Annotated in this window: 13 protein-coding genes; 5 read left to right on the top strand and 8 right to left on the bottom strand. The window is 44.1% G+C overall.

Going from position 1 to position 12,186, the window contains the following annotated elements; genetic code table 11:
• Positions 1–396 carry a tellurite resistance TerB family protein gene (locus ACXAD8_RS11030; protein WP_475228394.1) on the bottom strand — a complete coding sequence of 132 codons (396 nt, stop codon included), beginning with the start codon at positions 394–396 and terminating at the stop codon, positions 1–3.
• A gap of 154 nt (positions 397–550) precedes the next feature.
• Here ACXAD8_RS11030 and ACXAD8_RS11025 point away from each other — a divergent pair, with 154 nt between their 5' ends.
• Both ACXAD8_RS11025 and ACXAD8_RS11020 read left to right on the top strand, forming a co-directional pair.
• Entirely contained in the window at positions 551–1,363 is an 813-nt protein-coding gene (locus ACXAD8_RS11025) for a hypothetical protein (protein WP_475228391.1), read from the top strand.
• 100 nt (positions 1,364–1,463) lie between these two features.
• Complete coding sequence (locus tag ACXAD8_RS11020) at positions 1,464–3,275, top strand: alkaline phosphatase D family protein (RefSeq protein ID WP_475228389.1); 1,812 nt, start codon at positions 1,464–1,466, stop codon at positions 3,273–3,275.
• A 48-nt stretch (positions 3,276–3,323) separates the two neighbouring features.
• On the opposite strand, the gene ACXAD8_RS11015 is transcribed toward ACXAD8_RS11020, so the two are convergent.
• From ACXAD8_RS11015 to ACXAD8_RS10985, 7 genes are all read right to left on the bottom strand, one after another.
• A complete protein-coding gene (locus tag ACXAD8_RS11015; RefSeq protein WP_475228386.1) occupies positions 3,324–3,869 on the bottom strand; it encodes a hypothetical protein in 546 nt (181 codons plus the stop codon).
• 140 nt (positions 3,870–4,009) lie between these two features.
• Positions 4,010–4,990, bottom strand: coding sequence for a zinc-dependent alcohol dehydrogenase family protein (locus ACXAD8_RS11010; RefSeq protein ID WP_475228384.1), 981 nt, complete (start codon positions 4,988–4,990; stop codon positions 4,010–4,012).
• Positions 4,991–5,079: 89 nt separating this feature from the next.
• Positions 5,080–5,460, bottom strand: a complete 381-nt coding sequence (locus ACXAD8_RS11005) for a hypothetical protein (protein WP_475228382.1) — start codon at positions 5,458–5,460, stop codon at positions 5,080–5,082.
• 135 nt (positions 5,461–5,595) lie between these two features.
• Entirely contained in the window at positions 5,596–6,381 is a 786-nt protein-coding gene (locus ACXAD8_RS11000; RefSeq protein WP_475228379.1) for a motility protein A, read from the bottom strand.
• A 27-nt stretch (positions 6,382–6,408) separates the two neighbouring features.
• Positions 6,409–7,275 (bottom strand): MotB family protein, encoded by an 867-nt coding sequence (locus tag ACXAD8_RS10995; RefSeq protein WP_475228377.1) that lies wholly within the window; start codon positions 7,273–7,275, stop codon positions 6,409–6,411.
• 19 nt (positions 7,276–7,294) lie between these two features.
• Positions 7,295–7,975, bottom strand: a complete 681-nt coding sequence (locus tag ACXAD8_RS10990) for a permease prefix domain 2-containing transporter (protein WP_475228375.1) — start codon at positions 7,973–7,975, stop codon at positions 7,295–7,297.
• A gap of 26 nt (positions 7,976–8,001) precedes the next feature.
• Positions 8,002–8,337 carry a PadR family transcriptional regulator gene (locus tag ACXAD8_RS10985; RefSeq protein ID WP_475228372.1) on the bottom strand — a complete coding sequence of 112 codons (336 nt, stop codon included), beginning with the start codon at positions 8,335–8,337 and terminating at the stop codon, positions 8,002–8,004.
• Between the two features lie 170 nt (positions 8,338–8,507).
• Between ACXAD8_RS10985 and ACXAD8_RS10980 the strand changes: the two genes are divergently transcribed.
• From ACXAD8_RS10980 to ACXAD8_RS10970, 3 genes are all read left to right on the top strand, one after another.
• Entirely contained in the window at positions 8,508–9,563 is a 1,056-nt protein-coding gene (locus ACXAD8_RS10980; RefSeq protein ID WP_475228369.1) for a CNNM domain-containing protein, read from the top strand.
• A 127-nt stretch (positions 9,564–9,690) separates the two neighbouring features.
• Complete coding sequence (locus tag ACXAD8_RS10975; protein ID WP_475228366.1) at positions 9,691–10,743, top strand: aldo/keto reductase; 1,053 nt, start codon at positions 9,691–9,693, stop codon at positions 10,741–10,743.
• 151 nt (positions 10,744–10,894) lie between these two features.
• Entirely contained in the window at positions 10,895–12,175 is a 1,281-nt protein-coding gene (locus ACXAD8_RS10970; protein ID WP_475232939.1) for an ABC transporter substrate-binding protein, read from the top strand.
• Positions 12,176–12,186: the final 11 nt, after the last annotated feature.

The raw sequence follows: 12,186 nt of genomic DNA, 5'->3' as shown, positions 1-12,186 counted from the left end.
TTAGCTGAGGTATTTGCGTAATTCATTGATCGCGGCTACTTCAGCCTCATCTAGTACGCCATCGGCATTGGCAATCTTATCGGCCAGCGATAATGCTGTTTTTTTAATATCATCATCCAATAAAAGATTGGCACGGTGTGCAATAAAATGTTCAACGTCGTCTTCTTGAATTGCCGCAGTACATTTGGTTATGGCATTGCGATAAAACTCGGAAGCTGGTATTTCAGAATTCCAGGCTAAGCCGGAAATCCACTCCTGTACGACAGTTTCTTCTTCGGCGGCAATTTCACCATCGATAACAACAAACAACAAAGCCAGCTCTAACAGGGCTTCCCGTTGCAATTGGTCTTCACAATTGCCCATGTCCATAGTGTACAAAAACTTATCAAATCTCATTATGTAATTACTCTTAGACTCTTACTTGTTTTGAATTTTAACAATAATACCGATTTTCTTAATTGATAATAATGTAACAGATGCTTGCTTTCTCAATAAATAATTTCATTTAGTTGCTACACTTATTCAAAATCACTCATTAATCCGTAAGGGAATGCATAATCTTACAAAAGCTATCTGCTTCACCTTTGTATTACAATGCTGTGCGTTGACGTCTGTTTGCGCTAATGCCAATAAGTTGTATTACCCAAAAGCAGAGGCGTTATTTGATCAGCGAACTGGTTATCCCTTACAGTTATTAAGACTGGCATTTACCAGATCTGAAACACTGTCTCAATATGATTTGCTACCTAGCGAACTACAAATGCCACGAGGGCGCAGTTTAAAACTGGTAGAAAAAGGCCTGGGTATTGATGTCTTTTGGGCGATCTCTACCACCGAACGAAAGAAAAACCTGTATGAAGTCAGCTTTGATATCTACAAAGGGTTGTTTGGCTACCGCTTATTATTTATTCGCAAGACAGATCTAACGAAATATGAGCCGTTAGATCGAGAGATTTTGCGCCGTTATATTGCCGGCTTATCCCCGGACTGGCCCGATTACGAAATTCTTAAATCAAACGGCTTCGCTGTGCAGGGCACCAGTTCCTATGCCGGTTTGTTTAAACTGTTAGAAGTGGGAAGAGTAGATTATCTGCCCAGAAGTGTTTTTGAAGCCTGGTCTGAATTGAGTCACTTTCAGGAGAAGGGAATGATCCTGCTCCCAAGCGCTGCAATTTATTATCCTACAAGTTTTAACTACTATTTCGGCAAAAATAACGAGTTTTTAGCAGTTGAGTTAGAAAAAGCCTTGAACAAAATGAAATCTGATGGCAGTTTTGATGAATTATTTGACCTGGTTTGGCAGGATGCGTTGAAAAAATCAGCTCTGGATTCAAAGAATATAATTGCCCTGACTCATGAGTAAGCTTCGATTTATCTTTGATAAAACCTGCAACGATTAACACCTCTGTAACCTGTTCGGGTCAATATAGGTATTTCATAACAAAAAAATAAAGAAAAGGCCCATGAAAGTAAAAACTCTGTCCCGACGTCATTTTTTAAAGTTAACATCCCGAGGAGTTGGTTTGGCCATAGTGTCTTCCGGCCTGATGGCTTGTTTCGATGGTAACGATTTGTCTTTACCTGATGCACCATCGCCTATTCCTGTTCCTACTCCCATTCCTGTGGAATTTCGACATGGTATTGCCAGTGGCGATCCCACGCATTCCGCTGTCATTCTGTGGACCAGAGTAACACCAACTGAAGAAGGGTTCGACGGTGAGTTACCGGTATCCTGGGAAGTCGCCAGCGACGCAGATTTTCAAAATCTAGTCACTAATGGATCCACGTCCATAACAAGTGCCACTGATTTTACCTTAAAAATTGATGCCATCGATCTACAGGCAGATACCACTTATTATTATCGCTTTATCAGCGGCGAAACTACTTCACCGGTGGGAGTTGCCAAAACGTTGCCGCAAGGTGATGTGTCTTCAGTAAAACTGGCGGTGATGTCTTGTTCCAATTACCCTGCGGGATATTTTAATGTTTATGATCTGGCTGCTGAGCAAGATGACTTAGATGCGGTTTTGCATTTAGGAGATTACATCTATGAATACGATCGAAACGGCTATGCCAGTGAAAATGCCGCTGCCATGGGCAGAGAGGTTTTACCGGAAAATGAATTAGTGAGTCTGTCGGACTATCGTACTCGTTACGCTCAATACCGAACCGAACTCAGCTTGCAAAAGTTACACGCCGCAGTGCCCTTTATTGCGGTTTGGGATGATCACGAAGTCACCAATGACACCTGGCGAGATGGTGCTGAAAATCATCAACAAGACGAAGGTGATTTTGAAGAACGCAAACTCGCTGCAATGCAGGCTTATTTTGAATGGATGCCTATCAGGCCAGTGATCGAAGACAACAATGAGATCATTAATCGTCAGTTTAGTTTTGGTAATTTACTGGATTTATATATGTTGGATACTCGCGTAGTTGCGCGGGATCAGCAGTTAGATTATGCAAATTATATAGATCCTGCTACCGGAGCTATCGATGCCGCCAGCTTCACTGCCGATGTCAGCGATACCAACCGCACCATGTTGGGGTCGGAACAATTAACCTGGTTGCAAGGCGCTATGACAATGTCTACAGCCACTTGGCAAGTGTTGGGGCAGCAGGTATTGATGGGGCGTATGTTGTTACCGGCAGCAATTGCTACACAGCAACTGTCAGTCAGCCAATATGCTGAACTGGCGCAGATTGCATTATTAGCACAACGCGCAGAAGCCGGGGACCCAACACTGACAGCTGAAGAGTTGGCCTATTTGCAGGCCAATATTGCTCGGTTAACGCCTGAAGTGGTGGCCTTGCTGAGCCTGCCGTCTATTCCCTATAACCTGGATGCCTGGGATGGTTATGCTTACGAGCGAGAAGTAGTGTTAGCAACGGCGAAACAACTCAATAAGAATCTGGTAGTTCTGGCAGGTGACACCCACAATGCCTGGGCTAATAATTTAACTGACGCTAGCGGCGACCTGGTTGGTGTTGAATTTGCCACGCCCTCGGTATCATCGCCTGGACTGGAGGTGTATTTGGGAATAGCACCTGAAGATGTTGCTGCAACTGAAGCTGGTATTCAGCAGTTAGTTGAAAACCTGCAATATGTTAACGCTATGGACAGAGGATTTATGACTTTGACTTTTACCTCCGATAAAGTACTCAGTCAATGGCACTATGTCGATACCATAACCAGCACCGAATATAGCGAAAATACGCAAAGAGCACGAGCTGCCGAGTCACTGGTGTCGAATCCGGGTATTAATCTGATTTAAAACATTTCAACAGGGCGCTTGACGCCCTGTTTATAAAATTGATTGTTGTTACATCATATTATCTGTCGAGCAGAAATCCAGATTGGGCCTTTCATCTGCGGCATAGATTTCCACTCTTTGGTGACCCAGCCCATCAAAGGCTGTTTCAATGGTATGGCTAAAAATATCTGCCTGATCGCCAATCTGCTCACCGAGGCTACTCAGAGCTTCGAAGTCTGCTTCATGGGCGGCCACCAGAGCTGACATTTTTTCAGCGACTTTTTGCTGCTCTTTCATCATTTCCTTATCTATGTACAGTGTTTGTTCACTATCCTGGATTGCTAAATCGGTTAGCTTTTCAATTTCTTTTCCGTATTGGGATAGCTGATTTTCAATGCCTTTCAGCGGAGCATGAATAGTTTTCATTTGAGCTTCCAATGATTGAATCTTTTCCCACGCTTTACTTTCTTCTTCAGAAAGTGTGATTTGTTTTATAATTTGACAGTTATCGATGGCTGCTGCATATACCGGAGAAGGTGATTGATTTGCCAGGGCATAGACAGACGCTAATAAACCCGTTGTGGATGCGATAATAACCTTGGCTAACTTTTTCATAACAAAAACCTTTTATTAGGGAATTGCTATGTAAGTCGCTGGTGATTTTAAAATAGTTTGAAGAATGTCAAAAAATATTGAATAAAGTTGGGGGAAAAGCGGCTTTGAAAAAGCCGCATAACAGAACTGGTATTAAAGTGTTAAGCGGTTACTAATACTTTGCCATTGCGCTCGCCTTGTGCAGCATAAGCAACGGCTTCTTTAATGTCAGCCACCTTAAATACTTTATCAATTGGAGCCGAAAGCTTACCTGTAGCAATTAACATGGCTAATTCATTATATAGCTTTTGCTGCGCTTCTTTGCTGGCTTGTTGAAACCATAAAGCTAACCAAAAACCTTTCACAGTAATATCTTTGAAAATCAGGTTCGCAGACGAAACCTGCGCCGCTTCTCCACTCATCATGCCATAGTTAACCAGTGTCCCCTGGCTTGCAAGACAATCTGCCAGACGATTGGAGGCCGCACCGCCCACCGCATCTATTGCAAGCTTTATGTCAGCTTTCTCAGTTGCCTTTCTGACTCTTTTTGGCAAATCATCGCCGTCCACCAAAACCAAGTCTGCGCCGATATCCTGTAGAGGCTTTATCAGTGATTCACGTCGTACTATATTAATCGTTCTTAGGCCCTTTAACCTGGCCAGTTGGATTAAGTAATTGCCCACTGCAGAATTAGCAGCGTTTTGGATAACCCAGTCGCCGGGTTTTAAATCGGCAAATTCCGATAGCATTAATGACGCCGTCGGTGGATTTATAGAAAGCATAGAAAGCTGTTGCGGATCTGCACCTTCGGGTAGCGGGATGAGCTTTTTAGCTGGTGCCACAAGATGAGTTGACCAGGTGCCAATCCCTACAGGTAGTAATACCGACTGCCCTTCGGCCAGGCCTGTAACATTACTTCCCAGTGAAACAACTTTGGCAACACCCTCATTACCGCCAATCGCTGGTAGAGGCGGTAAAATGCCATATAAGCCGGTTAAGGTAAGCACATCAGAAGGATTAATCGGGGATGCCTGCAATTCCAGCAAGACTTCACCTTCTTGCAATTCAGGCGCTTCAAATTCAATTGCCTGGATGACGTCTTGAGGAACAGGCCCGCGTTGTTGGTATTCTGCTTTTAACATAATTATCCTTGAATGGTCAGCTTGATAATTGAGTGTAGCAGGCTTGATAAAAATTTAAACGACTGTTTGAAATTAGTTGCTCACAGTATTTATGCGACCATTTTTTCTGATTTTGTCTTGGTTGGTAACAGAATGATCGCCGAGATTGTGCCAAGTAATACAGCGAAAACGTCACCCATATCAAAAACACCCAGTTTAACGAAAGGTTGGATAAACTCGTAAAGTACACAGCCGCCAGTAACCGCAGCGATGGTTTTGACTGTCGGTTGCAGTTTATCGATATAAATCGCCATAAATATCAAAGTGATGCAACCCAGGTAACTGGTCAACGAGTTTGCCAAGCCAAAGTCGTGAATGTTATTTTTATAGATCCAGGGCCTGTATAACTCAGAAGATATGGGATTCAAAATAAAAGTCAGGGCGATAACCCCTTTGCAATAGAGGGCATTGAGCTTTTTAAATTCCGTCATTGGTTGACCTCTGTAACTGTTATTGCAACATTAACAGTGCTTTATCTGAGCTTTGCTTCTGTGATGTTATTTAGGCTAAAGTAATTTTTCATCTGAATACAGCGTACAGAGGTACAGGTTTAAAAAGTTCGCAGATTACCCTCCTGAAATGATTTGCTTAAGTTCGTCAGACGACTTCCGTTTGTGAGTTTCCACGTAGGTTTGCAGAAATTCATAGGTAGCTTTGGGGTTTTGTCCCTGCATGATCTTCAGCGCAGCGTCTTTGACCAGAGTTTGATAGAGCAACTCTTCATTGCTTCGCGCATTGAGCTTTTTCGCCAAAGGCGTAGTAATACCATTGGCAATTAAGGCGCCATATAGTGTGGTTAAGAGTGCAACAGCCATACTGGGGCCTATGGTCTTAGGATCTTCCATATTTTGCAGCATGGCAACCAGACCTATTAAGGTTCCCACCATACCCATGGCAGGAGCAAACTCAGAAAAGGTCTTCATTACTTTGACCGATTGCTGATTGCGTTCCCGGGTTAGATAAATTTCTTTATTAAGCAAGGCGTCAATGGTTTCATGGTCGTAACCGTCTACCAGCATATCCACTGTTTTGGCCACAAACGGGTCATCAAGTTGTTCATTTTCCAGTGCTAGTAAACCGCCTTTTCTGGACTTATCTGCCATTCGTATGCAGATGTCGATAGTCTCTTCCATATTATGGCTGTTACTCTTAAAAGCCAGCCAGATATTTCCTGTGGCATTGAGAAACACTTTTGGCCTGACACTCAACATGGTTGCCCCCAGGGTTCCCAGCACAACAATGGCGATTGAGCTGGGGCTGATGTAGTTGCTGATGGATTCGCCGCCGGTGGAAATGCCGGCAACAATCGCGAAAACAACCAGGAATATGCCGATGACTGAACCTTTATCCATTTACAGAATTCTCTCTTAACATTTCATTTATTCGGGTAACAAAGGCAAAAACTCGGATTCTTTAGCTTTGCCTTGTGATATGGTAATTTCAACCCGTCGGTTTTGACGCATATTTTCCGGGCTATCATTGGGCACCAAAGGTTGGCTGGCAGCCATGCCCCTGACAATGAGGTTGTTTAGGTGTCCGTTATAGTTTAATACCCGTGCAACGGCTATGGCTCTGGCCGCCGATAACTCCAGGTTGTCCTGGAATAACTCATTGTTTAAGGTCCTGCTGTCTGTATGACCGGACACCACCAATTGCCCAGGAATATCCACCAGTACATTGCCGAGCTTTTGTAATACGGGTTTTAATCTGGGTTGCAGAAATCCACTACCCGAAGCGAAGGAGCCATGTTCTTTTATCCGAATAACCAGTTGCTGCCCCTGATTATCCAGTTCAAATTGTCCGGCGTTTATTTGGTCTTTTAAAGCGCTGCTGACTTTTTTGTGTAGCGCTTCTGGTTCTGATTTTTTCTGCCCGTTTAAATCATCGCTGTTTTGCTTTACCTTACTTTTAGCAGGCGCAATATCTTCAGTAAAGCTGCGTTGTTGCTCAAAGGTTACTTGCTCGATACGACTAATAGGTGAGTCGTCCGGTTTCCCTGGGCGAAATTCCTGAGCAATCACACTGGTACCTTTAGGGATATCCTGAACATTAATCTTATTCTGAACACCAAAGGCATATTTCATAGAACCGGCTATTTGTTTGAATTTCTGTACATCCAGTTCAGAAAATGAAAGCAACAGAACAAAAAAACACATGAGTAAGGACATAAGGTCAGCAAATGTCGCTAACCAGCCCTGAGCACCTTCTTCCTGCTCAACGTCCTCTAATAATTGCTCGGTTTGCATCTTTTATTGTGAGCCTGTCTTACTTCTTAGATTTACTCAGAATGAACCACGCCATCGGAAGGATCAGATAAACAATGGATAGGGTCATGAATGCTACCGGAGGTCCTACATGACGGGCTTGGGGTTGAATAATATCGATATAAACAAGCCCAAACAGGTAGGGTAGCAGCATTAAAATTATGCACCATGCAGCAGCTTGATGGGCAGAGAATTCTGCACGTTTATTGCGTATATAAAGTGCTGCCAGGGCAAACAGGGTCCACAAGGCGGCCGGGACGTTGAAATACATTAAAAGGTCGAATGTAGCTACCAGCTTTTCCGAACCCAGAACCAGTACTTCGGTGTCAAACAAAAAGTTGTGAGCTTTACCCTGCAATAGATTTTGCCAGATGTATTCTGAGGTCTCATGATCCATATTACTCAACCATGAAATCATCACCACCAGGGTGGGGAATAGTACCAGGGTGACAGCTATCACCAGTTTTTTAAGTAATGCTTCTGTTGCCAGATATTGTGCTAAGTAATGAATTGAGATTTGCATGGTTTGTCTCCAGTACCAGCGTATAGCCTGACTTTTGTTTTGCATGTGCCGCTTGGCAAACTCTTCTTTGAGATCGCCTGCAATACAGTCTCTGAGATGGGCGGGCAACATTAGTCTTAAAATGCGACTGGCCAGTAAAGGGGGCGTTGCAGCGGGCATCTTGGAATTCATTGCGAATTAAAGGTTTACAATGATACTGAGCGAATGGACAGACCCTGCCAGAGGGTATCCATGGCTTCTCGGGCGCGCTTCAACGCTTGTTGGCCTTTTGCCGTAACTTCAAAAAAGCGTTTTGGTTTACCACCGCGCTCGGCGGTTGCTTCACCAAATCTGGAGGTTACCATGGCTTTTTTTTCCAACCTTTCCAGCGTTGAGTAGAGGGCACCAATTGCCACATCTCGCTGTATTTCTTGCTGCAATAACTGACGCAAACTGGCACCGTAGGCCGATTTTCCTAATTGCAGGCAGGCTAACAGCACTACTTGTTCGAATTCGCCTAAAAACTTTTCTTTCTCAGCCATAACCGGACTCTGCAATTAATTATGACTACAATGTAGTATTAACTGACGGGCTATTGCAAGTAATAATTACTACAAAATAGTTATTACCTTGTTTTCGCTGAAAAAGTCTCAAAATTGTCTTACTATGCCAATGGGCGTCAATTGATTCATAAATAGGAAAGGAAATAGTAGTGCTGCTACTGATCACATACGTACTGATAGCTTTGGGTTTTTCGTTTATTTGCTCGGTGGCCGAAGCGGTTATTTTGAGTGTCTCGTCGGCCTATATTTCCCTGATGGAACGGGATGGAAAACCGACTGGCAAACTCTTGAGAGATCTGTCTGCGGATATCAATAAACCTTTATCGGCTATTTTAACCCTGAACACGATTGCTCATACCATGGGGGCAGCAGGTGCTGGTGCGCAAGCCGCCGTGGTGTTTGGTGATGCCTATCTGGGACTTATTTCAGCGGTGTTAACCCTGTTGATTTTAGTTTTCTCTGAGATCATACCCAAAACGCTTGGCGCGACTTATTGGCGTCAGTTGGCACCCATAACGGCATTTTTCCTTAAGTATTTAATTATAGTTCTATATCCCTTTGTGAAAATGTCAGAGAAGTTAACCCGTGGCTTTAAGGAAGACAGTCCTCTGCGTGGATTGAGCCGTGGGGAAATGTTAGCTATGGCGGAAATTTCAGCCCAGGAAGGCCAACTAGCTGTGCACGAAATGAACTTTATGCAGAGCTTGTTAAATCTGCACGAGCTAAAAATTAAAGATGCGATGACTCACCGCACAGTGGTTTTCTCTCTGCCAGAACGCATGACGGTGGAAACCTATTTTCACAAACACGACAGCAATGAGTTTTCCCGCATTCCCATTTATGAAGAAAACGAGCCAGAAAAAATCAGCGGCTTTGTGATGAAATCGGACTTGCTATTGGCTCAGGCACGAGGCAATGGTCAGAAACAGTTGTTTGAATACAAAAAAGATATGATCGTGATGCTGGCTGGTATGCCATTGTCTTCGGCTTTCGACAAGTTCTTAAGTCAGCGCGCCAATATGATTTTAGTGGTAGATGAGTATGGCGGCTTGGAAGGCATCATCACTATGGAAGACCTGCTGGAAACTCTTTTGGGCATAGATATTGTGGATGAAAATGACCGCACGGTAAGCATGAAAAAACTAGCCAAGAGCCTGGGTAAAAAGCGGGAAAAGTCAGTGTTGAGTAAAATCCAAGAGAAATAAAAAACTGAACAAGGTTTGTTTCGAAGAGAGCGTAAATAAATAGCATCTCAAGAGGTTTTATTTTTCTTTTTATAGAAGAGTATTTTCAAGTTTTTTCTTCATTTCATACAAATTACAGGAAGTCACAATGCGATATTCCAGATTAGGTAGTAGTGGGTTAGAGGTATCCAGAGTGTGTCTGGGGTCTATGACATGGGGACAACAAAACACCCAACAAGAGGCTAATCAACAGCTCGACTATGCGCTGGCTCAAGGTATCAATTTTGTTGATACTGCAGAACTTTACTCGATTCCACCCAGAGCTGAAACTTATGGTGCCACTGAAACCATAATTGGAAATTGGTTAAACAATAATAAAGAAAAGCGCAAAGAGTTGGTGTTGGCCAGCAAAATTGCAGGTCCTGGCCTTAGTTGGATCCGCAATGGTTCGCCAATCTCCGGTGAAACCGTGATTGCTGCTGTTGATGCTTCTTTGCAACGACTACAGACTGACTATATTGACTTGTATCAGTTACATTGGCCAAACCGTCGTCACCCGCATTTTGGCAATCATTGGCCCGGCGACGTCAAATTTTCTGATATTGACTCTCAGGCTGCTTCCAGTCAAATGTTAGAAATTTTACAGGCACTAAAACAGTGTGTGGATGCTGGTAAGATTAGATACTGTGGACTGTCAGATGACACGACCTGGGGGATTAGTGAGTACCTTAAGCTAAGTGCAAAGCATAGTCTGCCTCGAATGGTATCAATCCAGAACGAGTTCAATATGCTGCACACTAAAGATTGGCCTTACCTGATTGAGCATTGTATTCATGAAGATATTGCATATTTGCCCTGGTCTCCCTTGGGAGGCGGCGTGCTGAGTGGCAAGTACCTCAATGGTGCCAGACCGCAAGGCAGTCGTTGGACAATCGCACAACGCAACGGCTTGTTTAGGGACAGCGCAGTGGTGGAGCGGGCGGTTGCCGATATCAAAACCTTAGCGGAGCAGCATGGCATGACTGCTGCACAGCTGTCGTTGGCCTGGTGTGATCAGGTAGACGGAGTGACTTCTACGATAATAGGTGCCACCAGTATGGCGCAGTTGCAGGAAAATTTAGCCGCTTTTGATATGCAATTGTCAGAAGAGTTACAAGATAACCTGTTAAACCTACTTAAAAAGTATCCCCTTCCTTTTTAATAGTCGCTCCCATGACAAGGTGGAATTTATTTCTGCCTTGTTTCTGCATCCTCAGTTTTTTGATTGACCCGACTAATACAACTAAAGGCGAGTTGCGTATTTTACTGCGCAGTGCCACCCTTTGAGTGAAACAAAAGTACTGGGTCAGATCATGGCAGAACAAAAAAGTTCAGGAAGTTCTCACACATCAACAAGGCGAGGCTTTATTAAAGGTGCGCTGGCGACTGTGTCGGTCGGCACTGTGCCATTTGCAATCGCTAAATCAAAGCCGGTTGTGCGGGTGTTAGGCACCCATGTTACGCTCAGAGAAGCAATAAGAGAAAGAGCTGAAGCTGATTTAGGAATTCGACTGGAGTTTGAACCCAAAGGTAGTGCCGCAGTATTACAAAAAGCCTCTGTTAATCCGCAGAGTTTTGACCTCTATGAGCAATGGTCGAACAGTATCAATGTGTTGTGGCGTTCTAAGGCTATACAACCCATTGAAAAGCGCAGGCTGCAATATTGGGATGAAATAAACAACTTAACTAAAACCGGAAAAATTTCTGAACAGGCAAAAATAGGCGCAGGCGATGCGCCACACAAGATCCTCAATGTGCAAAAAGATGGTTCTTTGTCTGCGCGGCATAGCGATGAGATCAGCTTCCTGCCTTACGTGCATAACGTGGACTCTTTTGGTTATGCCGTCAATAAAGTACCCGCAAATTTTATGGCAAATAACGAAAGTTGGGGCTGGCTTTTGGACCCGGCGTTTAAAGGTAAGGTTGGCATTGTTAATGATCCTACAATCGGCTTATTTGATCTGGCGTTGGCTGCCCAGGCAAAAGGCCTGGTGACGTTTGAAGACATTGGCGCTATTACCGAAACGGAAATGGATGCCTTATTTGCTGTGTTACTTGAGCTTAAACTGCAAGGGCATTTTAGTGGTTTCTGGACTTCGGTGCCTGAGTCGGTGGAATATATGAAATCTGGCCGGGTGATGATAGAAAGCATGTTTTCTCCTGCTGTATCCAGCCTTAACGGACAAAATATTCCGGTAAGATTTGCTGCGCCCAAAGAGGGATATCGGGGCTGGCATGGTGTCATGTGCCTTTCAGCAACCACCAAAGGAAGAGAAAAAGAAGCGGCCTATGAATATATGAACTGGTGGCTGTCGGGATGGCCAGGGGCTTTTATTGCTCGACAAGGGTACTATATTTCAAACCCACAGAGGTCTGCGGAATATCTAAGCCAGGCAGAGTGGGACTACTGGTATGGTGGGTTGCCGGCGGCTACTGAGTTGCGAGGCCAGGATGGCAAGGTGTCAGTTAAACAGGGGCAAAGCAGAGCGGGTGGAAGCTACATCGAACGGTTGAGTAATGTCGCTGTTTGGAATACCGTTATGCCAACCTACGAATACAGTCTTCAAAAATGGTATGAGTTAATTACCGGGTAGGGAATTGTTGC

The organism is Planctobacterium sp. AWH2_060 (assembly GCF_056158425.1).
The sequence above is the reverse complement of the archived record's forward strand: the minus strand, read 5'-3'. Positions and strand labels throughout refer to the sequence as shown.

Bases quoted from the DNA above. Each gene is read 5' to 3' on its own strand.
- ACXAD8_RS10990 (WP_475228375.1), bottom strand. From the start codon at position 7,975: ATGCCCGCTGCAACGCCCCCTTTACTGGCCAGTCGCATTTTAAGACTA.
- ACXAD8_RS10970 (WP_475232939.1), top strand. From the start codon at position 10,895: ATGGCAGAACAAAAAAGTTCAGGAAGTTCTCACACATCAACAAGGCGA.
- ACXAD8_RS10985 (WP_475228372.1), bottom strand. From the start codon at position 8,337: ATGGCTGAGAAAGAAAAGTTTTTAGGCGAATTCGAACAAGTAGTGCTG.
- ACXAD8_RS10975 (WP_475228366.1), top strand. From the start codon at position 9,691: ATGCGATATTCCAGATTAGGTAGTAGTGGGTTAGAGGTATCCAGAGTG.
- ACXAD8_RS11030 (WP_475228394.1), bottom strand. From the start codon at position 396: ATGAGATTTGATAAGTTTTTGTACACTATGGACATGGGCAATTGTGAA.
- ACXAD8_RS11000 (WP_475228379.1), bottom strand. From the start codon at position 6,381: ATGGATAAAGGTTCAGTCATCGGCATATTCCTGGTTGTTTTCGCGATT.
- ACXAD8_RS11025 (WP_475228391.1), top strand. From the start codon at position 551: ATGCATAATCTTACAAAAGCTATCTGCTTCACCTTTGTATTACAATGC.
- ACXAD8_RS11010 (WP_475228384.1), bottom strand. From the start codon at position 4,990: ATGTTAAAAGCAGAATACCAACAACGCGGGCCTGTTCCTCAAGACGTC.
- ACXAD8_RS11020 (WP_475228389.1), top strand. From the start codon at position 1,464: ATGAAAGTAAAAACTCTGTCCCGACGTCATTTTTTAAAGTTAACATCC.
- ACXAD8_RS10995 (WP_475228377.1), bottom strand. From the start codon at position 7,275: ATGCAAACCGAGCAATTATTAGAGGACGTTGAGCAGGAAGAAGGTGCT.
- ACXAD8_RS11005 (WP_475228382.1), bottom strand. From the start codon at position 5,460: ATGACGGAATTTAAAAAGCTCAATGCCCTCTATTGCAAAGGGGTTATC.
- ACXAD8_RS11015 (WP_475228386.1), bottom strand. From the start codon at position 3,869: ATGAAAAAGTTAGCCAAGGTTATTATCGCATCCACAACGGGTTTATTA.